Source organism: Actinomyces faecalis (assembly GCF_013184985.2).
In the GTDB taxonomy this organism is placed as follows: domain Bacteria; phylum Actinomycetota; class Actinomycetes; order Actinomycetales; family Actinomycetaceae; genus Actinomyces; species Actinomyces faecalis.
The window spans coordinates 2288503-2314662 of sequence record NZ_CP063418.1; the positions used below are offsets into that span (position 1 = coordinate 2288503).

The following is a 26160-nucleotide window of genomic DNA, read 5'->3' on the forward strand; positions in this document are numbered from 1 at the left end:
CGCGAACGCTGCCGGCCCACCTGCCGTCTGCGTCAGGCGGAGGCGTCTGTCCTGCGTGCCCGGCCTCAGCCCTGGCAGCCGCAGTCCGCCATCGGGGTCACCAGGTCCCGGTCCAGCGCCACGCGCGCGGAGTACAGTCCGCCGGTCTCGAAGCCGTCGACGATGACGGAGAAGGCGAGCATCCTGCCGTCGCGGGTGACCACGGTGCCCGTCAAGGAGGCGGTCTCGTCCAGCGAGCCGGTCTTGGCCCGGACCGTCCCGGTCGCCGCCCCCTGGGTGAGACGGTCGTGCAGCGTACCGTCCAGGCCGGCCACCGGCAGTGCGGTGATGAGCGAGCGACCGACGGTCCCTCCGTCCTGGCCAGCGGCCCTGGCCACGATCTGGGCGAGCAGGCGGGCGGGCACCTTGTCCCCGCGCGCCAGTCCTGAGCAGTCGAGCATGGTGACGTCCGAGACGTCGAAGCCGTCCGCCTTGAGGCGCTCCAGCACGGCCTGCGTGGCTCCGGTGAAGCTGGCCTCGTGGCCGGTGGCGGCCGCGAGCACCCGCCCCTCGACCTCCGTCATCGCGTTGTCCGAGGCCTTGAGCGAGACGGCCAGGATCTCTGACAGAGGCGCGGACTCCACCGAGGCGACGACCTCAGCCCCCTCAGGAGCGCGGTCGCGGGTGACGTCCCCCTCGACGGTGACGCCCGCCTGCGTCAGCGCCGCGGCAAAGGCCTGTGCCGCCTCCAGCGCGGGGTCCTGCGGGTACGGGGTCGCACCACCGTAGGAGGTGACGTCAACCATGAGCGGCTGGACGGGGGCGACCCACGCCTCGTTGCCGGCCTCCCAGTCCGGGGAGAAGGTGGCCCCGGTGAAGAGCGTGTCGTCCAGGGCGAGCCTGACGCTTGTCACCCCCTGGTCTGCCAGCCTGGCGGCGGCCGCACGAGCCAGGTCGCCCAGTCCCGCGTGGCCGACGACGGAGTCCGGGTCCCCCTGGTCAGCCGCCAGCAGGACGTCCCCACCGCCCACCAGCGTGAGCGTGCCGTCCTGGAAGGTGGCCTGCGTGGTCATGCGGTGGCCGGCACCCAGCTCAGACAGGCTCGCCCATGCCGTGAGCAGCTTGTTGGACGAGGCCGGGGTCAGGGCGCTCGAGGCGCCGTGGTCCACCAGTGTCTGTCCGGTGACGACGTCGATCACCGACACCCCCGTCGTCGCGGTCCCCACCAGCGCGTCGGCGGCCAGCGCCTGGGCGTAGCCGGCCAGCACCGTGGCCTCGGGCACGGCAGCGCCGTCGTCCAGGCCTGCGGCAGCCTGAGCGGCGGGAGTGGCCGAGGTGATCGTGGGGAAGGGCTGGAGCTCGTGAGTCACCGGCGCGACGGTCAGCGGCCCAGGCACGACGTCAAGGGCGTCGGCCAGTCCGTAGTAGCCCCCGGCGACGAGGAACGTCGCTGCGGTCAGGGCTGCGATGGTGGCCTTGCGCACTGGTCCTCCACGTCATGAGACAGGTCTGGATTCCCGCCGAGACCAGGTCGTGTGACAGGATCCCACCCTCAGGCGGCGTCGTGAGCCACACTAGTGCCATTGAAGCCGCCCGTCCCGGAGCGGCCCGCTCGCCGTTCCTCATCGGCAAGCACCGGACAACAGCTGGGAGGCACTCGTGGAGTTCGACGTCACGATCGAGATCCCCAAGGGAAACCGCAACAAGTACGAGGTAGACCACGAAACCGGCCGCATCAAGCTCGACCGCATGCTCTTTACCTCAACCCGCTACCCCGATGACTACGGATTCATCGACAACACCCTGGGTGAGGACGGTGACCCGCTGGACGCGCTGGTGCTCCTGGAGGAGCCCACCTTCCCCGGCTGCCTCATCCGCTGCCGCGCCCTGGGCATGTTCCGCATGCGTGATGAGAAGGGCGGCGACGACAAGGTCCTGTGCGTGCCCAGCGCTGACCAGCGCGCTTCCTGGCGTACGGACATCGAGGACGTCAGCGAGTTCCACCGCCTGGAGATCCAGCACTTCTTCGAGGTCTACAAGGACCTGGAGCCCGGTAAGAGCGTTGAGGGCGCCCACTGGGTCGGCCGCGAGGAGGCCGAGGACGAGATCCGCCGCTCCTACGAGCGAGAGGCCGAGCGCGTGGCGCGCGAGGGTCACTGAGGCTGCCTGCTGCTAGCGCACCGTCAGGCAGCCAGCAGCGCAGCACCACAGAACACACCGGGGCGGGGCTCACGATCGTTCGTGAGCCCCGCCCCCGCGTCACGGTGACGCCTGGCCGGCACGCCTGTCAGGGACGCACGGCGTAGGGCATGATCTTGCTGTAACGCACTGGTGTGATACGCACCACCATGTTGAAGTTCGGGGCCTCGATCATCTGACCGTCACCCACGTACATCGCCACGTGGTAGATGCTGGGCTGCGTGCCGTTCTGGGACCAGAAGATGAGGTCCCCCGGCTGCATCTCAGACAGCGGCACCTTGGCGCCCTGACCGTACTGGACGCGCGAGGAGTGGTAGAGGCTCACGCCGACCTGCCGGTAGGAGAGCATGGCCAGCCCGGAACAGTCCACGCCGTTGTAGGACTCGCCACCCCACACGTAGGGGACTCCCAGGAAGGTCTTGGCCGCTGCCACCGCCGAGGCACCACGCCCTGAGGAGGCCACCGGGGCGCTGGGAGCCGGGGCCTGGGGCTGCGCCACCGCCTGCTGCTGAGCCGCAGCCTGGGCGGCAGCCTGCTGCTGGGCCTGCGCCTGAGCAGCCGCCTGAGCCTGGGCAGCCGCCTGCTGGGCGGCCGCCTCCTGCGCCGCCTTCTCCGCGGCAGCCTTGGCCGCAGCCTCCTCAGCCGCCTTGCGCTGAGCGTCAAGCTGCTCCTGGTACTGGGTCTCCAGCTCCACCGTGGTGTTGCGCTGGGCAGCGAGCTGGGCGATCAGCCCCTGACGCCTGGTCTGCGCCGAGGACACCGCGCTGGCCGCGGCGCTGGCCGCCGAGTCCGCCGACGCCTTGGCACTGGCGGCAGTGTCAGCCGCAGCCTGCTTCTCACCCTGCTTCTGGTCGGCGATGCCCTGCATCGTCTCCGCCACGGCCTGGAGAGCCTCGACGGACTGCACCTGGGCGTCAGCCTTCTCTCCCGCACGGGTCAGAGCCACGTCGGCGTCAGCGAGGTCAGCCAGGGACTCGCTGGTGAGGTAGGGCTTGAGCGCGCTGAGAGCGTCCCCGCCCTCCTGGTAGGTCTGGACGACGGCGGCGCCGAGCTCGCCACGCGCGGCGGCAGTCTTGGCCGCAGCCTCGTCAGCGCTCTTCTGCGCCTGGTCAGCCTCGGTGGTCGCCGTGTCCAGGTCCGCCTTGGCCTGGAGGTAGTCCTCGTTGGCGGCCTGGGCGTTGACGGAGGCGACGTCGGAGTCGGCGCTGAGCCGGGCGAGCTGGGTCTCCAGGTCCGCGATCGAGGCGGAGGTCGTGGCCTCAGCCGACTTGGAGCGGTCGATGTCGCCCTGGGAGACCGGGTCCGCCAGGGCGCCGGGCACGAGCAGGGAGGCGACCAGCGCGAGGCCCGCCGTCGTTGCCGAGGTACGCATGAGGTGGCCGCGCAGACCTGCGCCCTGACGCGAGCGCAGGCGGGGGCTAGGGATACGACTCACAGGTCCTCCGTCGTCATGCGGCGCGCCTGCTTGACGAGCGCACCGAGGTCTCTGGACACAGTAGTCACTCGGCGCACTTTCTGACACATAAACAACTGGATTCACAGGCGCCCCAGGAGCCCCGCACGCCCGGGCTCCTCACTCTCTGCCGCAGAATGCCGCCACTACACACACTTTGTGAGTTAGCGCACGACATCGGTGTCATTTCCACCCTGTGAGCCCGGTTTGCCTCGCAGACCGGCTCGCGCGCTATGGTCGCGCCATGCTCATTCTCGCGAGCCGAATGCGCCGTCGAATGCCTCGCTGACGCGCGCGCCGCCGTCCTACGCCAGCCGAGCCCGAGGCGCTCGGTCGGCGACCGGTCCCACGGACCTCGGCCCTCGCGCGCGTCGCCGCTGACCCGGCTCCCCCTCATGCCGCACGAGGAGGACGGCGCCAGGCCCGGTACAGGCCCGCAGGACACGCCGTCGTCCCGCAAGGTCGCAAGGACGAACAATGACTGAGCACACCCCTGTCCCTACCCACCCCTCGCAGGCAGCCTGGTCCCCCTGGCCCGGGGTCGGCTCGGCCTCAGCCAAGCTGGTCGAGCGCCGTGCCGGCTCCCCCACCGGCGCCTGGCGTCCCGGCGACGACCCCGGTCAACGCCACTTCGTCGAGATCGGTGACCTGCCGCTGGAGTGCGGCGAGGTCCTTCCCGGCACCGTGCTGGCCTTCGAGACCTGGGGACAGCTGAGTCCCCAGCGCGACAACGCCGTTCTCGTCCTGCACGCCCTGACCGGGGACTCCCACGTCACCGGGGAGGTCGGACCCGGCCACCCGAGCCCTGGCTGGTGGTCAGAGCTGGTCGGGCCCGGACGCGCGATCGACACCGAGCGCTACTTCGTCGTCGCCGCCAACATCCTGGGCGGGTGCCAGGGCTCGACCGGCCCTTCCTCCACCGCCCCGGACGGACGCCCCTGGGGCTCGCGCTTCCCGTGGCTGACCACCCGCGACCAGGTCGAGGCCGAGACCCGACTCGCCAACGCCCTGGGTATTGAGACCTTTCACCTCGTACTGGGCGCCTCGCTCGGCGGGCACCGCGCCATCGAGTGGGCCGCGAGCCACCCCGACCGGGTGCGCAACCTGGCGCTGGTCGCCACCGGCGCCTCGACGACGGCCGACCAGCTCGCCTGGTGCCACCTGCAGGAGCTGGCGATCGTCGCAGACCCCTACTTCTTCGACGGCGACTACTACTCCCACCCCGTCGGACCGGTCCAGGGCCTGGGTCTGGCTCGGGCGATCGCGCACACGACCTACCGCAGCGCCGCAGAGCTCGACGCACGCTTCGGACGCGCCCACCAGGGCCAGGAGGACCCGGCTGTGGGCGGGCGCTACCAGATCGAGTCCTACCTCGACTACCACGCCGGCAAGCTGCTGGCACGCTTCGACGCCAACAGCTACCTCATCGTCACCCACTCGATGATGGTCCACGACGTCGGCACCGGCCGCGGCGGCACCGAGAAGGCCCTGGGGCAGGTCACCGCCCGTACGCTCGTGGTCGACGTCGACTCCGACCGCCTCTTTCTCCCGGACCAGGCAGAGCAGCTGGAGCGATGCATCCCGGGCGCCCGCCGCGAGACGATCTCCTCGCTCCACGGGCACGACGGCTTCCTCATCGAGTCCGAGCAGATGGACCGCGTCCTGCGGGACTTCCTGGCCGAGGCCTAGCGCCCGGCCAGACCACGGACGATCCGGCCGGCGGCGCTCAGCCCTGCCGCACGTCGGTCGGTGACGCCAGGAAGCTGCCCAGGCGCGGCCCGCCCTGGCCCACTCGCCACACGCGCCAGCCGTCCACGTCCTGGGTGTGCTGGACCGTGCTGGCAGCCAGGCTCGGGTCGGTGAAGACGCGGCCGTCGGCGACCCTGATCCGTCCCTCCGGCTCCAGCACCGCCTCGTGGCTGATGCCCCGGCGCAGGCTGCGCCACACCAGGCGGGCTGGTGCCGGGACGGCGGCCGCAACCTGGGCCAGGGCGCGGGCGGCCGCCTCGCCTGCCGCAACGGTCGGCTCGGCGCCAAGAACCGGTGCTGCCGAGCGGTGGCTGGCCCCGGTACGTGACTCCTCCGGCCTCGCTGCGGCGAGGGAGGTGGCGAGAGCCCCTGCGGGCTCGTCCTCCTGCGCCGGGCTCGGGGCTGAGGGCGCAGTGGGACCGGTGAGCGCCGTCAGACCCGAGGGCGCAGTCGGCGCAGAAGCCAGAAGCGCCGCCCGGCGCGGGTCACCGGCAGGAAGCGTCGCTGGTGCGGCCGGTACGGTCACAGGGCTGGCAGTCTCCGCGTCCGTCACCGCGAGTGCGCAGGTACGACGTCGAGGCGCCCGGGCCACCAAGAGCGGCGCCCCGCTGCCCACGGTGCTGGTACGCAGCTGCTCGATCCCCACCAGCAGCCGGGTCCCGCCACCAGCCTCCTCCAGGACCCGCACGTCGACCAGGTGCACCTCGATCCCGGAGTCGCCCAGCAAGGAGGCTCCCGCGTGCACGTCGGCAGACACCGCGGTCGTCAGGACGATCAGGCCCGGTCCGGCCTCGGCGTGGACCGGCAGAGCCTGACGGAACTCGTTCCAGTCCTGGGAGAACGCCGCCGCGCCACCCGGGTAGCGTGCCGCCAGCCGGCCCCGGCCGGTGCTTGAGGCCTGCTGCTGCCTGGCCAGCGCCGCGAGCAGCCCGGCGGGAGACAGCGAGCGCACGACCTCCACCGTGACCACCTGGCCCGAGGGGTCCAGGGCCGTCAGGGCATGACCGTGGTCCACCTCGGTCCACTCCAGGGGCAGCAACGGGCGTCCCAGCACGTCCACCAGCTGACCGCGCACAGCCGCCAGGGCCGCAGCCTGAGCCTCCTCGTCCGCCGCGCTGCCGATGCTCACGGCCTCAAGCCGGCCCTGTGTCAGCTGAAGGAACGTCATTGCAGTCCTGCCCTTTCCTCACCCGCGCCAGCGCCTGACCGCAGCCGTGTCCGTCGGCGCCGGCCTGGCAGCGGTTATCCTCTCACGCCCGTCTGAGAGGTCCTCCGACGCTGCCTCGACCCGCCCGTGCTCCTGGCTGACCACGTCCGCGGCGCACGGCGCGCAACCCTGCCACCCACACGTGAGAGCAGGGCGGACCACGCCCCGGGACGGGAGGGAAGGATCACAGCCGCAGGCTGCGTACCGACCCTGGCAGCAGGCTGGCCGGTACCAGGACCGCGAGCCGACGGCGGCGGGGAGAGACAGCCTGCGCCAGGTCCCGGCGCACCCGCCCCAGGTCACGGCGCAGCCGCGCGAGCACCTGTGCACAGGCCAGGCGCGCCTGCGTCGCAGAGGCGTGACGTCCAGCCGGAACCAGGCGGTGGGCCAGCGCCGCCGGGGCCATCTGGGCGACGTCGTCAGGAGTCACGAAGCCACGTCCCGCCATAGCCGCCCGCGCCCGCGCCAGAGCGAGCAGGGCCAGCCCCGCACGCGGGCTGGCTCCCAGCGCGAGATCGGGATCACGGCGCGTAGCCCGGGTCAGCTCGACGACGTAGCGCGCCGGGTAGCGTGCGGCCAGCCGGCCCCGGCCGGTGCTTGAGGCCTGCTGCTGCCTGGCCAGCGCCGCGAGCAGCCCGGCGACGGCCTGACGAGCCTGCACGACCGACCGACGGCTCGCCACAGGAACCACAGCGGTCAGCGGGTCACTGCCGCCCCGGGCCAGCAGCATCTCGGTCTCGTGCCCCGGGTCCGGGTACCCCATCGACATCCGCGCCATGAAGCGGTCACGCTGGGCCTCCGGCAGCGGGTAGGTCCCCTCCATATCCAGCGGGTTCTGGGTCGCCACGACGATGAAGGGGTCGGGCAGGGGCAGGGTACGTCCCTCGACACTGACACGCCCCTCCCCATCGCCTCCAGCAGGGCGGACTGGGTACGCGGCGTGGCACGGTTGATCTCGTCGGCGATGACGACGCCGGAGAAGACCGGACCGGGGTGGAAACGGAACTCACCAGTCGCCTGGTCGTACACGCTGACGCCCGTGATGTCGGCAGGCAGCAGGTCAGCGGTGAACTGGACACGACAGACCTCCAGGTCCAGGCAACGGGCCAGCGCCAGGGCAAGCGTGGTCGTGCCCAGTCCCGGCACGTCCTCAATGAGGAAGATGGCCCCCGGCCAGGAAGACGGCGACAGCCGTGTCCACCGCCTCGTCCTGCCCCACCACCACGGCACCGATCGCCCGGCGCAGGGCACGAGCCAGGCCCGCCACGTCCTGGACGCCTGACGAGACCGTCCGCCCAGGGCTACGAGGCTTCTCAGGGACACTTATGCGCCGATTGTGACACGGACCCCACCAGACAGCAGACGGTCCCTGGTACCCGAGACGTCTCGGGTACCAGGGACCGCACGACCACGTCAGGCCGAGGCCCAAGCCTGCGACCTGAGCCTCGCCCCCAGCCTCAGGCCTCCTCGGACTCCGGGTAGAAGATCGCCGAGCGCCCAGCCTCCAGACGGGCCACAGGCACGCGGAAGGGAGAGCAGGAGACATAGCTCAGACCCATGCGGTGGAAGAAGTCGATGGACTCGGGGTCACCACCGTGCTCACCACACACGCCCATCTTCAGGTCCGGCTTCGTGGCGCGGCCGTGCTCCACGCCCAGACGCACCATCCGGCCCACACCCCGCTCGTCCACGGTCTCGAAGGGGGAGACCCCGAAGACGCCGTAGTCCAGGTACTCCTTGAAGAAGACGCTCTCGACGTCGTCGCGGGAGAAGCCCCACGTCGTCTGGGTCAGGTCATTGGTGCCGAAGGAGAAGAAGTCCGCCTCCTCCGCGATGGTATCGGCACTCACCGCAGCGCGCGGCAGCTCGATCATGCAGCCGATCGGGAAGTCCAGCTTGTAGCCGGACTCGCCCGAGACCTTCCGCAGGACAGCCTCGACACGCTCACGCGCGATCTGGAGCTCACGCACCGACCCCACCAGCGGGATCATGATCTCCGGGTGCGGGTCCCCGCCGGCCTTGAGCCGCTCGACCGCCGCCTCAGCGATAGCACGGACCTGCAGCTCGATGAGACCCGGCATGGTCAGCAGCAGACGCACACCTCGCAGACCCAGCATCGGGTTGGCCTCGTGGCTGCGCCGCACGACGGCGAGCAGCTCCTCGTCAGCCGGGTCCAGGGTGCCGCGCTCGCGGTCCAGGGCCACCTTGACGCTGAGCTCGGTGAGGTCGGGGAGGAACTCGTGCAGCGGCGGGTCGATGAGGCGCACCGTCATCGGCCTGCCGTTCATCGTCTCGAACATCTGGATGAAGTCGCCCTTCTGCAGCGGCAGGAGGGCAGCCAGCGCGTTCTCGCGCTCCTCCTCGTTGGAGGCCAGGATGAGGTTCTGGACGAGCTGCTTGCGCTTGCCGAGGAACATGTGCTCGGTACGGCACAGGCCCACGCCCTCGGCGCCACGGTGGATGGCGTGGCGGGCGTCGTCGGGAGTGTCAGCGTTGGCACGCACCTGCAGACGGCGCACCTTGTCCGCGTGGCGCATGAGGCGGTCGACGCTGGTGACGAGCTCGCGGGTGTCCACGTTGCCGGCCACATCGAGCGCCTCCTCCAGGCCACGGCGCAGGTAGGTCATGACCGGGGAGTCAGAGACCGGTACCTCGCCGAGGAAGACCTCACCGGTCTGGCCGTCGATGGCGATGACGTCCTCGGAGGTGAGCACCAGGTCCTCACGCCCAGCCACGCGCACGGTGCGGGCAGCGGCGTCGACCTCCAGCTGGTCCGCGCCGCACACGCAGGTCTTGCCCATGCCACGGGCGACGACGGCGGCGTGGGAGGTCTTGCCACCGCGCGCGGTGAGCACGCCGGCAGCCACGACCATGCCGGGAAGGTCGTCCGGGTTGGTCTCACGACGCACCAGGATGACGGACTCACCGGCCTCGGTGCGGGCGATGGCCTCGGCGTTATCGAAGGCGATGTGGCCCACGGCGGCGCCCGGCGAGGCAGGCATGGCACGGGTGAGCACCTCGCGGTCCCCGGTGTACTCGAACTGGGGGAACATGAGCTGGGTCAGCTGGTCCCCGGTGACGCGGGTGAGGGCCTCGTCCATAGTGATGAGCTTCTCGTCCACCAGCTGGGTGGCCACCCGGAAGGCTGCGGCCGCGGTGCGCTTGCCCACACGGGTCTGCAGGAGCCAGAGCTTGCCGCGCTCGATCGTGAACTCGATGTCGCACAGGTCACGGTAGTGGGTCTCCAGACGACGCATGGCGCTGCGCAGCTCGTCGTAGCTGGTGCGGTCCAGGGTCTTCAGGTCCGCCAGGGACAGGGTGTTGCGGATACCGGCGACGACGTCCTCACCCTGGGCGTTGACCAGGTAGTCACCGTAGACACCAGTGCGACCGCTGGAGGGGTCGCGGGTGAAGCACACACCCGTTCCAGAGGTCTCCCCCATGTTGCCGAAGACCATGGTGCACACGTTGACTGCCGTGCCCAGGTCGTGGGGGATCTTCTCGCGGCGGCGGTAGATGTGGGCCCGCTCGGTGTTCCAGGAGCGGAAGACAGCCTCGGTAGCCATGTCCAGCTGGGCGCGCGGGTCCTGGGGGAACTCGATCCCGGCGTGCTCCAGGACCACGGCCTTGTACTCGGCGACGAGCTCCTTGAGGGCGTCGACGTCGAGCTCGTAGTCGAGGCTGACCCCGTGCTCGGCCTTCTTGGCGTCCAGCCGCTCGGAGAAGTGGTCGCCGTCGACGTCCAGGACCGTCTTACCGAACATCTGGATCAGGCGCCGGTAGGAGTCCCACGCGAAGCGGGCGTCCGAGGAGACCTCGGCCAGGCCCAGCACCGACTTGTCGTTGAGGCCGATGTTGAGGACGGTCTCCATCATGCCGGGCATGGAGAACTTGGCGCCCGAGCGCACCGAGACGAGCAGCGGGTCCTCAGGGGCGCCGAGCTCACGGCCCAGCTCTTCCTCGACCTCACGCAGGGCGGTGGTGACCTGGACGGCCAGCTCGTCGGGGACGGTTCCGTCAGCGAGATAGGCACGGCAGGCGTCGGTGGTGATGGTGAAGCCCGGGGGGACAGGAAGCCCCAGACGGGTCATCTCAGCGAGGTTGGCCCCCTTGCCGCCCAGGAGGTCCTTCTGGTCCTTGTCGCCCTCGCTAAAGCGGTACACGTACTTGGGCATCGTCGCCTCTTTCAGTTCTCGTGCAGTCACGGACAGCCGTGATCGTTCATGGGACACGGCGGCGCGACTGTGCGCCGCCACACACACTCTAGTGTGACTGAGGTCCTAGAACCAAACCAGTCATTTGTCAGTCTCGCCCACCTCATGGCGACAGGTGTGCAGCGACGCCGTCGGGTGTACAACCGAGGACTGCACACCCGACGGCGTCGCTGCACACCCGTCAGGGAGAGAGGGCGGAGGTCAGTCCTCCGCCGCGCGCTCCTCAGCCGCGACGACGGCCTCTCGCGCGGCCTGGGTCGCTCGCTGAGCCTGTGCCAGCTGCTCACGTGCCTCCTGCTCGGCGGCCAGAGCCACCTCGACCTCGGCACGCGCCTCCTCCGGCGTCGGGTCCTGGTCCAGCAGGTGGACCGGGGCCTGGGCGAACATCTCGGCCACGTCCAGGTCAGGGTTCTCCTCCTGGGTCTCGACCAGCTCGATCGCCTCCTCCTGGCTGGCCACCGCAGGCATCGAGCCCGGCAGCGGACGCCGGGCGGTCTCCGGCAGCGCGAACAGCGCACCGAAGGCAGCCAGCGAGGTCGCCATGATCCAGAAGGCCGGGGCCAGCGCGCTACCGGTGGCGGTCACCAGCGCCTCCATGATGAAGGCCGCGGTACCACCGAAGACGGCGACCGCGAAGTTGTAGGAGATCCCCATACCGCCGTAGCGCGAGGCCGTCGGGAAGATCGCCGGCAGGGAGGCCGCCAGGTTGCCGACGTAGGCCGCCACCGGGTAGGCCAGCAGCACCAGCCCCAGCAGAGTGGACCACACCTGACCGTGCTCCATCAGCATGAAGGCCGGGACCACCAGGACCACGGCTGAGATCGCGGCAGAGAAGAGCACCGGCTTGCGTCCCACGTGGTCGGAGCAGTACCCCACTGCCGGGACCAGGAAGGCCACGAGCACGAGGACCGGAAGCGTGAGCAGCGGGCCGTGGACCTCGTCGTACCCCAGCGTCGTGGTGAGGTAGGTCGGCATGTAGGAGGTGAGCGCGTAGCCCACCGTGTTGGCACCGGCCACCAGCACCACCGCCGTCGTCAGCTCACGCCAGTAGGTACGCACCATGTCCTTCAGGCCCAGCGGACCCTCCTCCGGCCTCATGATGTCGGTCTCGGCGGCCGCCAGGTCAGCGGGCTCCTCGTCGTCGTTCTCCGCCTGCGCCTCACGGAAGGCCGGAGTGTCCTCGATACGCGAGCGCAGGTAGAGGGCGACGGCACCCATCGGCAGGGCCACCAGGAAGGGGATGCGCCAGCCCCAGGTCGCCATGACGTCATCAGGCAGGGTGAGCATGAGGACGGTGACGAAGCCAGCGCCCAGGGCGTTACCCATGTAGGAGCCCCAGTCCAGCAGCGAGGCGTAGAAGCCACGCTTCTTGTCAGGGGCGTACTCGGTGACGAAGGTCGTGGCACCGGCGTACTCACCACCGGTGGAGAAGCCCTGGACCAGCTTGAGGCAGATGAGCAGGATCGGCGCCCAGACGCCCAGCACCGAGGCGGGCGGCAGCACACCGATGCCAAAGGTCGCTACGGCCATCATCATCAGGGTGAAGGCCAGGACCTCCTTGCGACCCAGGCGGTCACCGAGCTGCCCCAGGATCACCCCGCCCAGCGGACGGGCGATGAAGGTGACAGCAAAGACACCGAGCGAGAAGAGGTTCTGAGTGGTGTCCGAGGCCGCGGGCAGGAAGGCCTGGCCCACGAGGACCGCGACGTAGGCGTAGACGCCGACGTCGTACCACTCCATGATGTTGCCGACCACCGAGCCGAGGATGGCCTTGCGCAGCGCCGACTCCTCAACCACCGTCACGTCATCGGCACGCAGACGGCGACGACGACGCATGAAGGCGAGCCTGCGCTGCTCGCGCTGGATCTTCTCCGCCTTGCGCTCGGCGCGGGCCGCGGCGCGCTCGGCCTTCTCCGCCTGACGCTCAGCACGCCTGGCCGCCTCCCGCTCGCGCCTGCGCGCGGTCTCCTGCTCCGTCGGGCTCACGCCTCGTCCTCCGCGTCGTCCCGTTCCTCGTCCTGCTCACGCTCGCGCTGCTCAGCGGCGACGACCGCGTCGCGAGCAGCCTGGGTCGCCCGCTGGGCCCGGGCGAGCTCCTCACGGACCTCCTGCTCGGCGGCCAGAGCCACCTCGACCTCGGCACGCGCCTCCTGCGCCGTGGGCTCCTGGTCCAGCAGGTGGACCGGGGCCTGGGCGAACATCTCGGCCACGTCCAGGTCAGGGTTCTCCTCCTGGGTCTCGACCAGCTCAATCGCCTCCTCCTGGCTGGCCACCGAGGGCATGGAGCCCGGCAGCGGCTGACGCGCGGACTCAGGCATCTGGGTCACGGCGATGAAGCCGGCCACCGAGGTCGCGATCACCCAGAAGGCCGGGGCCAGCGCGCTACCGGTGACCGCGACAAGGGCTTCCATGATGAAGCCTGCGGTACCACCGAAGATCGCCACAGCGGCGTTGTAGGCGATACCCATCGCACCGTAGCGGGAGGAGGTGGGGAACAGGGCGGGCAGGGACGAGGCCTGGTTGCCGACGTACAGGGCCACCGGCAGAGCGAGCATGGCCAGGCCCAGCAGGGTCGACCAGACTTCACCGTGGGCCATGAGCATGAAGGCCGGCACGGCCAGGACCACCGCGGCGGCCGCGCCGCTGAACAGGATCGCGCGGCGCCCCAGACGGTCAGACAGCCAGCCGGCCACTGGCACGCTAAAGGCCAGGAGGACCAGCACCGGCAGGGTCAGCAGGTTGCCGTGGACGGCGTCGTAGTGGAGCGTCGTCGTCAGGTAGGTCGGCATGTAGGAGGTCAGAGCGTAGGCCACCGTGTTGGCTGCTGCGACCAGCACGAAGGCGGTCGCCAGCTCACGGCGGTACGCCACCACCAGCGCCCGCACCCCCTTGGGACCCTCGTCGGTGGCCTGGATCGCGGCCTCGACGTCTCCCACGGAGCCGGAGCGCGGTGCGGAGTCCTCGTCCGCGTCCTCGTCCTGGGAGGACTGGGCCTCGACGAAGGCAGGGGTGTCCTCGATGTGGCTACGGAAGTACAAGGCGATCAGGCCCAGGGGCAGCGCCGCCATGAAGGGGAAGCGCCAGCCCCAGGACTGCATGAAGTCCTCGCTCAGTGTCAGCTGCAGCACCGAGACCACGGCCGCACCGGCCGCGAAGCCCATGTAGGAGCCCCAGTCCAGCAGCGAGGCGTAGAAGCCACGCTTCTTGTCAGGGGCGTACTCGGTGATGAAGGTCGTGGCACCGGCGTACTCACCACCGGTGGAGAAGCCCTGGACCAGCTTGAGGCAGATGAGCAGGATCGGGGCGATGACACCGGCAGCCGCGTAGGTCGGCAGCACGCCGATAAGGAAGGTGGCCGCGGCCATCATGAGCAGGGTGTACGCCAGGACCTCCTTGCGGCCCAGGCGGTCACCGAGCTGCCCCAGGATCACCCCGCCCAGCGGACGGGCGATGAAGGTGACCGCGAAGACACCGAGCGAGAAGAGGTTCTGGACGTGGCCGTCGACGTCGGGCAGGAAGACCTTTCCCAGGATCACGGCGACGTAGCCGTAGACGCCGACGTCGTACCACTCCATGAGGTTGCCGACCACCGAGCCGAGGATGGCCTTCTTCAGAGCTGGCTCCTCGACCACCGTCACGTCGTCGACGCGCAGCCGACGACGCTGACGCAGCTGCCTCAGGCGACGGCGCTCGGCGCGAATCGCCGCCTTACGCTCAGCGGTCTCGCTCTTGTGCTGGTTCCTCGCGGCCTTCTTGTCAGCCTTGCTTCGTGCCCGGTCGGCACGGGTGTCCGTCGTGACGGACGAAGGTGTGGTCTTGTCCACGCTGCTTCCGATCCTGACGCGGCCCCTCGGGTCAGGGCCGCTGCGAGTCGGCGCCGCAGCTAGCGGCACCTCGGAGGGTCCAGCACCTCAGGCAGCAGTCCTGACGACCAGCACCAGTGGACAGGCGGGCTCGGGACTGTGGGGGAGTGGGACCATCTGAGAGAGCAGCGGGGCACACCGAGGCAGGGCGCCGCACGCCAGTCACTCATCAGACGAAACTCCGAATCGCCGTCAATCGTAACATTGACATCGCAACGACATCCGAGCAGGTGTGTCACTTCACGACGCTGTGGCCCTGCTGACGTCCAGGCGGCTCCCAGACCGGTGTGCCTCCGCCTGCCACGATCGAGCCTCGCCCCAGGCCGGCAGGACGCCGGCAGGGGACGGTCTCCACGCAGGTCCTTCCGCCCGGGGACGACGACGGACCGGGCGGTCCGGCGAGAGAGTGCCAGACCAGCCGGTCCGTCGTCGCCTCCGAGGAGACTGCGTGAGCTGTACCGTCCTCAGGCGCTGCGCAGCTCGGCTCCCGGCTCGGCGCCCGGCTCGGCGTCAACCGCAGCGCTCGCCTCAGCCTCGACCACGACCGAGCCCTCGGCGTCACCGACCGCACGCGCCGCGTCCTGCTCGGAAGCCACCTCAGCGCTCAACGGGTCAGAGCCGATCTTGGGGTCCCAGGGCTCACCGCGGAAGGTGAACTCACCCAGGAGCCCCTCCCCCTCGGCGTCGACGACGACCTTCTGGCCGCGCTCGATCTCACCGAAGAGGATCTTCTCGCTCAGGGCGTCCTCGATGTCGCGCTGGATGGCGCGACGCAGCGGACGCGCACCGAGAACCGGGTCGAAGCCGCGCTCAGCGAGCAGGTCCTTGGCGGCGTCGGTCAGCTCGATCGTCATCTCCTGCTCCACCAGGCGCCGATCCAGGCGGGCGATCATGAGGTCGACGATCTGGCGGACCTCGGCCTTGGTCAGCTGCGGGAAGACGATGAGGTCGTCCACGCGGTTGAGGAACTCAGGACGGAACTGGGACTTGAGCTCACGGTTGACGTGGGCCTTCATCTCCTCGTACTCCATGGTCCCGCCCTCAGTGGACTGGAAGCCGGTGGCCACGGCCTTGCCGATGTCCTTCGAGCCGAGGTTGGTGGTCATGATGATGACCGTGTTCTTGAAGTCGACCACTCGGCCCTGGGCGTCGGTGAGGTGACCGTCCTCCAGGATCTGCAGCAGCGAGTTGAAGATGTCCGGGTGGGCCTTCTCGACCTCGTCGAACAGGACCACGGAGAAGGGACGACGACGCACCTTCTCAGTGAGCTGTCCACCCTCGTCGTAGCCGACGTAGCCCGGAGGGGCGCCGAAGAGGCGGGAGACCGTGTGCTTCTCAGCGAACTCGGACATGTCGAGCTGGATGAGGGCGTCCTCGTCGTCGAAGAGGAACTCCGCCAGGGCCTTGGCCAGCTCGGTCTTACCCACACCGGTCGGGCCGGCGAAGATGAAGGATCCGCCAGGACGCTTGGGGTCCTTCAGGCCTGCGCGGGTGCGGCGGATCGACTTGGACAGCGCCTCGATGGCCTTGTCCTGGCCGATGATGCGCTTGTGGAGCTCAGCCTCCATGTTGAGCAGCTTGGCGGACTCAGCCTCGGTCAGCTTGACCACCGGGATGCCGGTGGACATGGCGAGCACCTCGGCGACCAGCTCCTCGTTGACCTCGGCGACCTGCTCGACCTCGCCAGACTTCCAGGCGGCCTCCTTGGTCTGCCTCTCCTCGGCCAGGCGGCGCTCGTCGTCACGCAGGGCGGCGGCGCGCTCGAAGTCCTGGTCGTCGATCGCGGCTTCCTTCTCGCGCTTGACCTCGGCGATCTTGTCATCGATCGCACGCAGCTCCGGCGGCGCGGTCATGCGGCGGATGCGCAGGCGCGCGCCCGCCTCGTCAATGAGGTCGATCGCCTTGTCCGGCAGGAAGCGGTCGTTGATGTAGCGGTCGGCCAGCTTGGCGGCAGCCTCGATGGCGTCGTCGGTGATGACGACGCGGTGGAAGGCCTCATAGCGGTCACGCAGGCCGTTGAGGATACCGATGGTCTCCTCGACCGAGGGCTGGTCCACGGTCACCGGCTGGAAGCGGCGCTCCAGCGCGGCGTCCTTCTCGATCTTGCGGTACTCATCCAAGGTGGTGGCACCGATGGTCTGGAGCTCGCCGCGAGCGAGCATGGGCTTGAGAATCGAGGCGGCGTCCACCGCCCCCTCGGCCGCACCGGCGCCCACGAGGGTGTGGATCTCGTCGATGAACAGGATGATGTCCCCGCGGGTGCGCACCTCCTTGAGGACCTTCTTCAGCCGCTCCTCGAAGTCGCCGCGGTAGCGCGAGCCGGCCACGAGCGAGCCCATGTCCAGGGAGTAGAGCTGCTTGTCGCGCAGGGTCTCGGGAACGTCGCCGTGGACGATCGCCTGGCTCAGGCCCTCGACGACGGCGGTCTTGCCGACGCCCGGCTCGCCGATGAGCACCGGGTTGTTCTTGGTACGCCGGGAGAGGATCTGCATGACCCGTTCCATCTCCTTGTGGCGCCCGATGACCGGGTCCAGCTTGCCCTCCCGGGCGGCTGCGGTGAGGTTACGACCGAACTGGTCGAGGATGGCCGAGCCGGAGGGAGTGCCCTTGTCACTCGGACCGCCGGCGGTCACCGCCTCCTTGCCCTCGTAGCCCGAGAGCATCTGCATGACGGTCTGGCGCACCGTGGACAGGTCCGCTCCAAGCTTGGTCAGCACCTGGGCGGCCACACCCTCACCCTCACGCAGGAGGCCGAGGAGGATGTGCTCGGTACCGATGTAGTTGTGGCCCAGCTGCAGGGCCTCACGCAGCGAGAGCTCCAGGACCTTCTTGGCTCGGGGCGTGAAGGGGATGTGGCCGCTGGGGGCTGACTGGCCCTCACCGATGATCTCGACGACCTGGCCGCGCACGGCGTCCAGGGAGATGTCCATTGACTCCAGCGCCTTGGCGGCCACTCCCTCGCCCTCGTGGATGAGACCGAGAAGGAGGTGCTCCGTGCCGATGTAGTTGTGGTTGAGCGCCCGAGCCTCGTCCTGGGCCAGGACGACGACGCGGCGGGCGCGGTCGGTAAAGCGTTCGAACATCGCTGGTTCTTCTCCTCGGCACGTGCTGGTTCGGTCGGGGTGCGCCCAGTCGCCCCAGGCCGTCGCTCCCGGGACCGGGAGGCCGACGGCGTCGAAGGCAAGGCGCTGGCACGTGCTGGTAAGGCTAACCGCGAGGCAGTGGGCACCATGCCCCTGTTCGCAGTGGGCGTGAGTAGAGGTTGAGCGAACCACACTCAACCCTGATGGTCTATGCCTTCACTCACCGGTTCGCCAAGGCGCCTCACACCGATCGCCGAAGACCCTTCACGGCTGGAAGTACCCGAAGGCCCGGTCTACGGGTGTCCACAGGACCAAGAAGGCCTCCGAAGGTGAAGAGGCCGCACAACGACGAAGCGGCGCCGCAACGTCAGTGCGTTGCGGCGCCCGCCAATGCTATAGGCAGCCCGTGAGCTCAGTCGCGACGCTTGCGCAGCAGGACTCCGCCACCAGCCACGCCGGCCGCGGCGCCGGCGAGAAGAAGCACCGCTGCCGCTCCAACAACAAAAGGCTTCGTCGTCTTCATGATTCATTCTTCAGGAAAGTGGGAAGTGAGGACAATGAGGACAATAGGAGACACCCCCGGTCAAGTGTGGTGGATCACTAACGAGGTCAGCTCGCTCCTCTCATGAGCGGCCCCTCCTGGCATGTGGGCACTCGCCGAATCGTTCTGCGGGTGCCCACAAGTGCCAAGAGTGTCCCCGAAGGTGAAAGGTGCCCGCGCGTATGACAGGCAGACCAGTCCACCCAGGCCTCCACCAGGACCGTGACCGGACCGTCGGCCACCGACCCACGCCGTCGGCCTCCTCACCGGCCACCGGCCACAGACCCGCTCACGCCTCCACCAGGACCGTGACCGGACCGTCGGCCTCCATGTCAATGACCATGTGCTCGCCGAAGGCGCCGGTGGCCACCTCCAGGCCACGAGCACGCAGGTCAGCGACGACGGCGTCCACCAGCGGCTCAGCCACCCCACCAGGTGCGGCCTGGTTCCAGGACGGGCGCCGTCCCTTGCGGACGTCCGCGTACAGGGTGAACTGGGAGACCACGAGAACCGGGGCACCCAGGTCCGTCACGGAGACCTCACCGCCCCGCTCGCCCTCGCTCGCCTCGCCGTCGAACAGACGCAGCTCAGCGATCTTGCGCGCCACCGTCGCGACCTGCTCCGGACCGTCGTCGTGCGTAGCACCCACAAGCACCATGAGCCCCGGCCGGGCGATCTCACCGACGACCTCGCCCGCCACCCGCACCGCCGCGCGGTTGACCCTCTGCAGCACCGCCCGCATCAGCGCCTCCCGCCACTACGGCCACGGCCGTCACGGTTGTCAGGCCGGCGGACCTGGGCGCGCACCCGCACAGGCTTGTAGAGGTTGAGAGCAGGACGCACGTCGGTGAGGTAGACGGCGTTGGCGACGAAGCCGAGCAGCCCGAGCATCGAGGCCGATCCCATGAGTGCCACGACGGCCAGCCCTGCCGCGTTGACACCGATCCAGAAGCCCTTGGTGCGCTTGCCCGCGGCCGCAAAGTGCTCGGAGCGCTGTAGAAGAGTGTCCACGAGCGCCCACGCCCCCAGCGCGAGCCCAGCGAGCTGGAACAACCGCCAGGCCAGCACCACGGCGTACTGGGAGTACTCAGCAACAAGATTGAGAACGCTCACGTCGTCAGCCTATCGATCTGATCCTGGCCGACGCAGGAGCGACGTGCGCAGCCCCGCCCCTGGACGCTCAGCCGGGCTCGCCTGAGCCTTGCCCTCAGGACTCACCAGTGGCTCCTGGGCAGCGTCGACACGGCCGACGACGACGCGACCGCCGTCCCCTGGTTCCTCACCGCCGCCCAGGCCACGCCCAGCCTCACTCGTCTCGCCCTGCGAGACGGGCTGAGTGACCTCAACCGTCAGCGCCGCCTCGACCGGTACGGCCCGCCGCAGCAGGGCCAGCGCCATCGGGCCGCAGTCGTGGTGGCGCACGACGCTCGTCACCGTGCCGACCGGGCGCTCACCCATCAGCACCCGGTCCCCAGGGCCCGGCAGGTCGCCCGACAGACCGTCCAGCTGCAGGATCGTCAGCCGGCGCGGCGGGCGACCGAGGTTCAGGGTGCGCGCAACGGTCTCCTGGCCAGGGAAGCAGCCCTTGGTCAGGTGCACCGCGGTACGCAGCCAGTCCAGCTCGTGGGGGATCGCGCGGTCATCCACCTCACGCGACCACCTCGGCCGTCCCGCCTCGACGCGCAAGGCCTCCCAGGCCAGCACGCCGGCTGGCCGCAGGCCACGGCCCCTCGCGGCCGTGACGACCGCACGGACCCGGTCTGCCGCGACGAGGACCTCACCTGCCTCGTACTCAGTCCCAGGATGGCGGAAGGGCCTGCCCTGGGCACCCAGACCGACGTCATAGCTCGTACCGCCAGGAACCACACCGGGCCAGGGGTCACGCCACGTGCCCACCAGGCCGCCAGCCTGTAAGGCCTCGGACTCGACGACGCCAACACCCTCACCGTGCGCCCCGAGGACGGCAAGGTCCTCGCGCAGGCTCACCTCCACGCGCAGCAAGAAGCGCATCGAGTCCAGGAAGTCCGCGAGCGCCGGTCCGTCACCGGCCTCGGTGACCAGGAAGAGGGTCTCACCGTCATCCACCGCTGCCAGGGCGTGGATGATGTGTCCCTGGGCGTCCAGGAGCAGGGTCTCCGCCCCGCCGTCGCCGGGAGCCAGGCTCGTGAGGACCTGGCTGGACAGGGTGGTCAGCCAGCTCAGCCGGTCCGCCCCGGTCACAGCCACGACGTCCCTGGCCAGAGCGACGACGGCCTGCCCCTCAGCGAGCAGCGACTGCTCGTGCACGGGGTTGCCGAAGTGCGCGGGGACGAGGCGGTCCGGCTCGTCAGCACCGTCAGAGCCCTCGAAACCGACGGCACCGTCCAGGTCCAGCACGGGTGAACGGAGCATCAGCGGTTCTCAGCGTCCTGCTCGTCCTCCTGGGAGGCGGCGGCGTCGCCGACCCGGACGACCCCGTCCTGAGCAGGCTCAGCAGGAGCGTCCACGCGCCCCAGGCGCCCGGAGGCGTAGGAGGCCATCTCCTCACGGCCGAAGGCCGCCATGTCCTGGGTCCACATGAGGTCTCCGGCCACCAGCCCGAGCATGCGGGACATCTGGGTGACCTCAGCGGCGGTGCGGGTGCGCCCCACCGCCTGGGTGCCGACCTGGGCGCGCGGCCCCTGGATCCATCCCTCCCAGACGCCCACGTGCCCTGCCGGGTCCGTGGAGACGAGCTCGAGGCGGGTGACCGGGGTCCTGGTGTCAGCGTCGTCGGCATCCGGCTGCTCCTGGCCGACGGGACGCCAGTAGGTGGTCTCCGTGGACCAGATCTGGGCAGGAGCGATCTTCTCCGCGCCCTCCAGGCCGGGCGTGTCGAAGTCAAGGTCCTGGGACCGCGTGGCGTCCAGGGTCCAGATAGTCGTCGTCTGGCGCAGGTAGGGGCCGCCGTCGTGGTCGAAGGTCATCTCCTGGTACACGGCCTGCTCGGGCACGGTCTCGCCGTAGGTGAGGATGCCGTAACCGCGCCAGGTACCCACGAGCCACGCCAGCGGGTAGAGCTCAGGAGCAAGGTCTTCAGGAAAGGTAAACGCCATAGCGGCAGGGTACGTGCCCCCTACGTCAAAAGCACCGCGCTTCGCTCCTGGCTGGGACGGGCGCGTTGCCGGAGAGAACGTCCTTGTCCTCCCGCGGCACCCTCTGGGTGATAAGGGCGTCGGGCCGGAGAGCGCCAGTCGGCGCGAGTGCCGCTCGTGGCGGCTTGAGTTGGAGCCCGGGGCCCACGCGGCCCGACGCCGCGAATAGTCTACTCGGCCGGGGCGTCCAACCGGTACCCCACGTTCCTCACAGTGCCGATGAGGTGGTCGTGCTCCGTACCGAGCTTGGCACGCAGGCGACGCACGTGGACGTCAACCGTTCGCGAGCCCCCGATGTAGTCCTTGCCCCAGACCTCGTCGAGCAGCGTCTCACGGGTGAGCACACGCCCCTGGTTGGCTGCCAGGTACTTCAGCAGCTCGAACTCCTTGTAGGTCAGGTCGATGATCTGACCGCGTAGCCTGGCGGTGTAGGCGTTGACGTCGATAGTGAGCTCACCGACCTCGATACGGTCCGAGCTGTCCTCGGCGTGTGTCGCCGGCTCGCGGGTACGCAACAGCCTCAGACGCGCCGACAGCTCTGCCGGTGCGGCACCGGTGAGGATGAAGTCGCTGGCTCCCCAGTCGGCCTGGAGCACCGCCGCGCCTCCGTCCTGGAGGACCAGCAGCACGGGCGGGCAGTCCATCGGACCGGACAGGAGCTGGCACAGGGCCCGGGCTCGTGTGAGGTCACCGGTCGCGTCTACCATCACCACGTCGGCGTCCTCGACCTCGGCGTAGGAGGCTGGCACCGGAGGCAGGCAGACGACCTCAGAGTCGAGGAACGAGGCGGCAGGGAGGACGTGCGCGGCCTGCTCGTGGTGGGTCAGCATGATGATGCGCACCAGCCTGCCTCCTCCCCGCGGTACGTGCTGTCTCGCCCCCAGTGTTCCACACCAGGCGTTTCATGTATGCGACGATGCCGACTGTGAGTACACCCGCTCCCGATCCCCGTCACACCGACGCGGCCCCGCAGCCCGCCGGCCCCAAGGTCTACGGCACTCGCGCAGGCGGACGGGCGCCGGCCGAGGCCGGCCTGGCGGATCCCGCGTGGACCCGCCTGGCCACGGCCGGAGCGGTACCGATCCTCCTGGCCGTCACCGCGTCCCTGCCGACCTGGGTACGCCTCGCCCTCATCGTCCTCCTGGTGCCGCTCACCGCGCAGGGGTGGCCGGCGCTGGTGCGCTCGCGTCACGACTCCCGCGCCACCGTCGTCATCGGAGTGACCGGGGTGGTAGCGGCCCTTGCTGTGGCCCTGAGCCACGACTTCGGCAGCGCTGGAGTCGTGATGGCCCTCAGCGTCCTGGCGGCCTTCGTGGCCCAGATGCTGCGCCAGGACGGGCGCCAGGGCCTGGTGGAGGACCTGTCGACGACGGTCACCGGCAACCTGGTCGTCGTCTGCGGCGCTGGCTGGTGCGCCCTGGAGCCGGGCGTGGCGGACCCCGCCGTCATCGTCCCGTGCTGCCTGGCCCTGCTCGTCGGGGCGCTGCTGACGACGCTCCAGGTCCCTGCTCTCGTCCTGGAGTCCCTGACGGTGGCTGTTCCCGCACTGGCCGCCGGTGCAGCCGGCGGGGTACTGGCCGCCGTCGGCTTCTTCGGCCCCGCTCACACCGGCACGACGGCGGCCCTGCAGTCCGCCGGGGCCTGCCTGCTGTGCGGGTTCGTGGCCGGGATCCTCATGGCTGCCAGCAACCGGGTGCTGTGGACGCACCGTTGGGTGCCCGGGGGCCGCGCTGCCGTCACCAGCGCGATCGTGCCGATCCTGGCGGTGGGCGGCCCGGTCTACGCCATCGCCCGTCTCATGGGCGGCTTCGTCGCCGGCTGACGCCGCGGCGTCGCCTCACCCGAAGCGGCCGGAGATGTAGTCCTCGGTCGCCTTCTGGCTCGGGTTGGAGAAGATCGTGTCAGTCGTGTCGTACTCGACCAGCTGACCGGGCTGGCCAGTGGCCTCCAGGTTGAAGAAGCCCGTCATGTCAGACACGCGCGAGGCCTGCTGCATGTTGTGGGTGACGATGACGATCGTGTAGTCCTGCTTGAGCTCGTGGATAAGGTCCTCGATCGCGAGGGTCGAGATCGGGTCCAGGGCCGAGCAAGGCTCGTCCATGAGCAGGACGGCCGGCTTGACGGCGATCGCCCGCGCGATGCACAGACGCTGCTGCTGGCCGCCGGACAGGCCGGAGCCGGGACGGTCCAGGCGGTCCTTGACCTCGTCCCACAGGTTGGCCCCGCGCAACGAGCGCTCGACCAGCTCCTCGGCGTCCGACTTCTTCATGCGGCGGTTGTTCAGCCGGGCCCCGGCCAGGACGTTCTCGGCGATCGACATCGTCGGGAAGGGGTTGGGCCGCTGGAAGACCATGCCGATAGCGCGACGCACCTGCACGGCGTCCACGCCCGGGCCGTAGAGGTTGACGCCGTCGACGATGACCTCACCCTCCACACGTGCACCCGGGATGACCTCGTGCATGCGGTTGAGGGTGCGCAGGAAGGTCGACTTCCCGCAGCCGGACGGGCCGATGAGCGCGGTGACGGACCTCGGCTCAATCGTGACGTTGACATCCTTGACGGCCAGGAAGTCGCCGTAGTAGATGTTCTCGTTCTTGACATCAATTCGCTTGGACACTGGGGGTTCCTTGGGTCAGGCGGTGGCGGTGGGCTGGGGCGGGCAACCGCTCATCGCCGGCCACCCTTGGGGCTGAAGTAGTAGGACACGGCGCGAGCCAGGAGGTTGAGGAGCATCACGATGATGATGAGCGTGAGCGCACCGGCCCAGGCCCGCTCAAAGGCAGCCGCGTCCGCACGCGAGTACTGGTTGTAGACCAGGGTCGGCAAGGTGGCCATGGTCCCCTCGAAGGGATTGAAGTTCGTGCCCTGCGGCAGGCCCACGGTGATGAGCAGCGGCGCAGTCTCACCGATGACGCGCGCGATGGCGATCATGACCGAGGTGGTGATCCCCGCGATCGCGGTACGCAGCACCACCTTGATGATCGTCAGCCACTTGGGCACGCCCAAGGCGTAGGAGGCCTCACGCAGCTCGTTGGGCACCAGCTTGAGCATCTCCTCCACGCCGCGGATGACGACCGGGGTCATCAGGACGCTCAGGGCGATAGCACCGATGATGCCGGCCTGGTAGCGCGGACCGGCGACCAGCAGGAAGAAGGAGTAGGCGAACAGCCCCGCCACGATCGAGGGGATGCCGGTCATGACGTCAACCAGGAAGGTCACGGCCCGGGCGATCCACCCGCCGTCGTACTCCACGAGGAAGATCGCGGTGAAGATACCCAGCGGCACCGAGATGAGGGTGGCCAGGCCCGTGATCTCCAGGGTTCCCACGATGCCGTGGTAGACCCCGCCGGTGTCCTCGGAGTACCCGCGCATGTTGGTCAGGAGGAACTCGGGGCTCATACGCACCGAGCCGTTGACCACGACCATCCACACCAGGGAGACCAGGGGGACCATGACGACGCCGAAGGCCAGGTAGACCAGGGTCGTCAGCAGCGTGTTCCTGCCCCAGCGCTCGCCCTCACGGGCCCAGGACAGCACGGTCGAGGCCAGGACCCACACCAGCGCGGTGACCACGAGCATCGCCACCGGCGACCAGCCCAGCGGGATCCCGATCGCGCCGACGACGACGAAGACGCCTGCGAGGACTCCCCAGATGAACCAGCTCGGCAACCGGTAGGAGGTCAGCGGCACTCCCTCGAAGACCTCGCAGGGATCGGCCAGAGGGTCGACGACGCCGGTGCCGGCGGAGGCGGAAGAGGTGTGACGTGGACTCATATCAGTTGGCTCCCGAGAACTCGGCACGACGGGCGATGACCCACCGGGCCAGGAAGTTGACCAGGAAGGTGATGACGAACAGCACCAGACCGGTGGCCAGCAGCACCTCACGCGACAGGCCGAAGGCCTCACGGAACTGGCTGGCAATATTGGCCGCGATCGTCTGGTGCTGTCCGGCGGCAAGGACCTTGACACTGAGGGACAGCCCGGAGGACATGATCATGAGCACTGCCATGGTCTCTCCCAGCGCACGTCCCAGCCCCAGCATGGAGGCGGAGATGATGCCGGACCGGGCAAAGGGCAGCACGGCCTGTCGCACCATCTCGTAGCGCGTGGCGCCCAGGGCCAGTGAGGCCTCCTCGTGAAGGGTGGGGGTCTGGAGGAAGACCTCACGCACGGTCGCGGTGATGATCGGCAGGATCATCACCGCGAGCACGAGGGAGGCAGTCATGACGTTCTTGGCCGGCGCCTGGTAGTCGGCGAACAAAGGGATGAAGCCCAGGTGCGTGGTCAGCCACCGGTAGACGGGATCAACCAGCGGCACGAGCCACAGGAAGCCCCACAGACCGTAGACGACCGAGGGGATGGCAGCCAGCAGGTCCACGAGGTACCCCAGCCCCTGCGCCAGGCGCCTGGGGGCGAAGTGGGAGATGAACAGCGCCACGGCGATGCTGAGGGGGACGGCGACGACGAGCGCGATGAGGGAGGACAGCAGGGTGCCGAACACGAGGGGGGTGACGTAGGCGAGGAAGCTCTTGCCCCGCATGAAGCCCACCTCCTCGTCCAGCTCAGCCTGGTCCGCGAGGAAGGCGGGCAGGGAGTCACGCACGAGGAAGACCGTCACCAGTGCGAGGACGGTCATGATGACAGTGCCGGCACCGAAGGCCAGGACGGAGAAGATGCGGTTGCCCGCGCGTCCGGGTGCCTTCCCGGCAGTGACGGCGACGCTGGCCTGCGTAGCGTCTGAGGTGCTTGCGGCCACGAT

At 69.5% G+C, this 26160-nt stretch carries 19 protein-coding genes and 1 pseudogene; 3 read left to right on the forward strand and 17 right to left on the reverse strand.

Going from position 1 to position 26160, the window contains the following annotated elements; all coding sequences use genetic code 11:
- Positions 1 to 65: 65 nt before the first annotated feature.
- Positions 66 to 1463 carry a D-alanyl-D-alanine carboxypeptidase/D-alanyl-D-alanine endopeptidase gene (dacB, locus tag HRL51_RS09840; RefSeq protein WP_172191566.1) on the reverse strand — a complete coding sequence of 466 codons (1398 nt, stop codon included), beginning with the start codon at positions 1461 to 1463 and terminating at the stop codon, positions 66 to 68.
- 175 nt (positions 1464 to 1638) lie between these two features.
- Between dacB and HRL51_RS09845 the strand changes: the two genes are divergently transcribed.
- A complete protein-coding gene (locus HRL51_RS09845) occupies positions 1639 to 2139 on the forward strand; it encodes an inorganic diphosphatase (protein WP_172119430.1) in 501 nt (166 codons plus the stop codon).
- Between the two features lie 127 nt (positions 2140 to 2266).
- On the opposite strand, the gene HRL51_RS09850 is transcribed toward HRL51_RS09845, so the two are convergent.
- Positions 2267 to 3613: a C40 family peptidase gene (locus tag HRL51_RS09850; protein WP_342355647.1), complete on the reverse strand. Its 1347-nt coding sequence runs from the start codon at positions 3611 to 3613 to the stop codon at positions 2267 to 2269.
- Between the two features lie 495 nt (positions 3614 to 4108).
- On the opposite strand from HRL51_RS09850, the gene metX reads away from it, so the two are divergent.
- Positions 4109 to 5320 carry a homoserine O-acetyltransferase MetX gene (gene metX / locus HRL51_RS09855; RefSeq protein WP_172191568.1) on the forward strand — a complete coding sequence of 404 codons (1212 nt, stop codon included), beginning with the start codon at positions 4109 to 4111 and terminating at the stop codon, positions 5318 to 5320.
- A gap of 37 nt (positions 5321 to 5357) precedes the next feature.
- Here metX and HRL51_RS09860 read toward each other — a convergent pair whose 3' ends face one another.
- The 12 genes and pseudogenes from HRL51_RS09860 to HRL51_RS09910 all read right to left on the reverse strand — a co-directional run bounded on the left by HRL51_RS09860 (position 5358) and on the right by HRL51_RS09910 (position 22243).
- Positions 5358 to 6548, reverse strand: a complete 1191-nt coding sequence (locus HRL51_RS09860; RefSeq protein ID WP_172191570.1) for a restriction system modified-DNA reader domain-containing protein — start codon at positions 6546 to 6548, stop codon at positions 5358 to 5360.
- Positions 6549 to 6771: 223 nt separating this feature from the next.
- Positions 6772 to 7410, reverse strand: a complete 639-nt coding sequence (locus HRL51_RS11775; protein ID WP_425321758.1) for an AAA family ATPase — start codon at positions 7408 to 7410, stop codon at positions 6772 to 6774.
- A gap of 12 nt (positions 7411 to 7422) precedes the next feature.
- A pseudogene (locus HRL51_RS12025) lies at positions 7423 to 7733 on the reverse strand (AAA family ATPase); the annotation flags it as partial.
- Between the two features lie 311 nt (positions 7734 to 8044).
- Positions 8045 to 10762, reverse strand: coding sequence for a pyruvate, phosphate dikinase (ppdK, locus tag HRL51_RS09870; protein WP_172119427.1), 2718 nt, complete (start codon positions 10760 to 10762; stop codon positions 8045 to 8047).
- A 240-nt stretch (positions 10763 to 11002) separates the two neighbouring features.
- On the reverse strand, positions 11003 to 12787 hold the full coding sequence (locus HRL51_RS09875; RefSeq protein WP_172119426.1) for an MFS transporter: 1785 nt from the start codon (positions 12785 to 12787) through the stop codon (positions 11003 to 11005).
- Positions 12784 to 14625, reverse strand: coding sequence for an MFS transporter (locus tag HRL51_RS09880; protein ID WP_172119425.1), 1842 nt, complete (start codon positions 14623 to 14625; stop codon positions 12784 to 12786). Before HRL51_RS09880 ends, HRL51_RS09875 begins: the two co-directional genes overlap by 4 nt.
- Positions 14626 to 15128: 503 nt before the next feature.
- Entirely contained in the window at positions 15129 to 17747 is a 2619-nt protein-coding gene (locus HRL51_RS09885; RefSeq protein WP_172119424.1) for an ATP-dependent Clp protease ATP-binding subunit, read from the reverse strand.
- An 830-nt stretch (positions 17748 to 18577) separates the two neighbouring features.
- Positions 18578 to 19030: a D-aminoacyl-tRNA deacylase gene (gene dtd / locus HRL51_RS09890; RefSeq protein ID WP_172119423.1), complete on the reverse strand. Its 453-nt coding sequence runs from the start codon at positions 19028 to 19030 to the stop codon at positions 18578 to 18580.
- Complete coding sequence (locus tag HRL51_RS09895) at positions 19030 to 19401, reverse strand: DUF2516 family protein (protein WP_172119422.1); 372 nt, start codon at positions 19399 to 19401, stop codon at positions 19030 to 19032. Before HRL51_RS09895 ends, dtd begins: the two co-directional genes overlap by 1 nt.
- A gap of 9 nt (positions 19402 to 19410) precedes the next feature.
- Complete coding sequence (gene ygfZ / locus HRL51_RS09900) at positions 19411 to 20679, reverse strand: CAF17-like 4Fe-4S cluster assembly/insertion protein YgfZ (RefSeq protein ID WP_172119421.1); 1269 nt, start codon at positions 20677 to 20679, stop codon at positions 19411 to 19413.
- Positions 20679 to 21362 carry a heme-binding beta-barrel domain-containing protein gene (locus HRL51_RS09905; RefSeq protein WP_172119420.1) on the reverse strand — a complete coding sequence of 228 codons (684 nt, stop codon included), beginning with the start codon at positions 21360 to 21362 and terminating at the stop codon, positions 20679 to 20681. The genes ygfZ and HRL51_RS09905 overlap by 1 nt, the downstream gene beginning before the upstream one ends.
- Positions 21363 to 21571: 209 nt before the next feature.
- The gene (locus tag HRL51_RS09910) at positions 21572 to 22243 is read right to left on the reverse strand and encodes a response regulator transcription factor (protein WP_172119419.1); all 672 of its coding nucleotides are present in this window, start codon (positions 22241 to 22243) and stop codon (positions 21572 to 21574) included.
- 83 nt (positions 22244 to 22326) lie between these two features.
- On the opposite strand from HRL51_RS09910, the gene HRL51_RS09915 reads away from it, so the two are divergent.
- Complete coding sequence (locus HRL51_RS09915; protein WP_244960159.1) at positions 22327 to 23223, forward strand: tellurium resistance protein TerC; 897 nt, start codon at positions 22327 to 22329, stop codon at positions 23221 to 23223.
- A gap of 15 nt (positions 23224 to 23238) precedes the next feature.
- On the opposite strand, the gene pstB is transcribed toward HRL51_RS09915, so the two are convergent.
- Genes pstB through pstC form a run of 3 tightly spaced genes read right to left on the reverse strand, consistent with a single transcriptional unit; the run spans position 23239 to position 26157 of the window.
- Positions 23239 to 24018 (reverse strand): phosphate ABC transporter ATP-binding protein PstB, encoded by a 780-nt coding sequence (pstB, locus tag HRL51_RS09920; protein WP_172119418.1) that lies wholly within the window; start codon positions 24016 to 24018, stop codon positions 23239 to 23241.
- 50 nt (positions 24019 to 24068) lie between these two features.
- Positions 24069 to 25175, reverse strand: a complete 1107-nt coding sequence (gene pstA, locus HRL51_RS09925) for a phosphate ABC transporter permease PstA (RefSeq protein ID WP_172119417.1) — start codon at positions 25173 to 25175, stop codon at positions 24069 to 24071.
- Between the two features lies 1 nt (position 25176).
- Positions 25177 to 26157 (reverse strand): phosphate ABC transporter permease subunit PstC, encoded by a 981-nt coding sequence (gene pstC, locus HRL51_RS09930; protein WP_244960160.1) that lies wholly within the window; start codon positions 26155 to 26157, stop codon positions 25177 to 25179.
- Between the last annotated feature and the right edge of the window lie 3 nt (positions 26158 to 26160).

Bases quoted from the DNA above. Each gene is read 5' to 3' on its own strand.
- metX (WP_172191568.1), top strand. From the start codon at position 4,109: ATGACTGAGCACACCCCTGTCCCTACCCACCCCTCGCAGGCAGCCTGG.
- HRL51_RS09860 (WP_172191570.1), bottom strand. From the start codon at position 6,548: ATGACGTTCCTTCAGCTGACACAGGGCCGGCTTGAGGCCGTGAGCATC.
- HRL51_RS11775 (WP_425321758.1), bottom strand. From the start codon at position 7,410: ATGGAGGGGACCTACCCGCTGCCGGAGGCCCAGCGTGACCGCTTCATG.
- ppdK (WP_172119427.1), bottom strand. From the start codon at position 10,762: ATGCCCAAGTACGTGTACCGCTTTAGCGAGGGCGACAAGGACCAGAAG.
- HRL51_RS09885 (WP_172119424.1), bottom strand. From the start codon at position 17,747: ATGTTCGAACGCTTTACCGACCGCGCCCGCCGCGTCGTCGTCCTGGCC.
- dtd (WP_172119423.1), bottom strand. From the start codon at position 19,030: ATGCGGGCGGTGCTGCAGAGGGTCAACCGCGCGGCGGTGCGGGTGGCG.
- ygfZ (WP_172119421.1), bottom strand. From the start codon at position 20,679: ATGCTCCGTTCACCCGTGCTGGACCTGGACGGTGCCGTCGGTTTCGAG.
- HRL51_RS09905 (WP_172119420.1), bottom strand. From the start codon at position 21,362: ATGGCGTTTACCTTTCCTGAAGACCTTGCTCCTGAGCTCTACCCGCTG.
- pstA (WP_172119417.1), bottom strand. From the start codon at position 25,175: ATGAGTCCACGTCACACCTCTTCCGCCTCCGCCGGCACCGGCGTCGTC.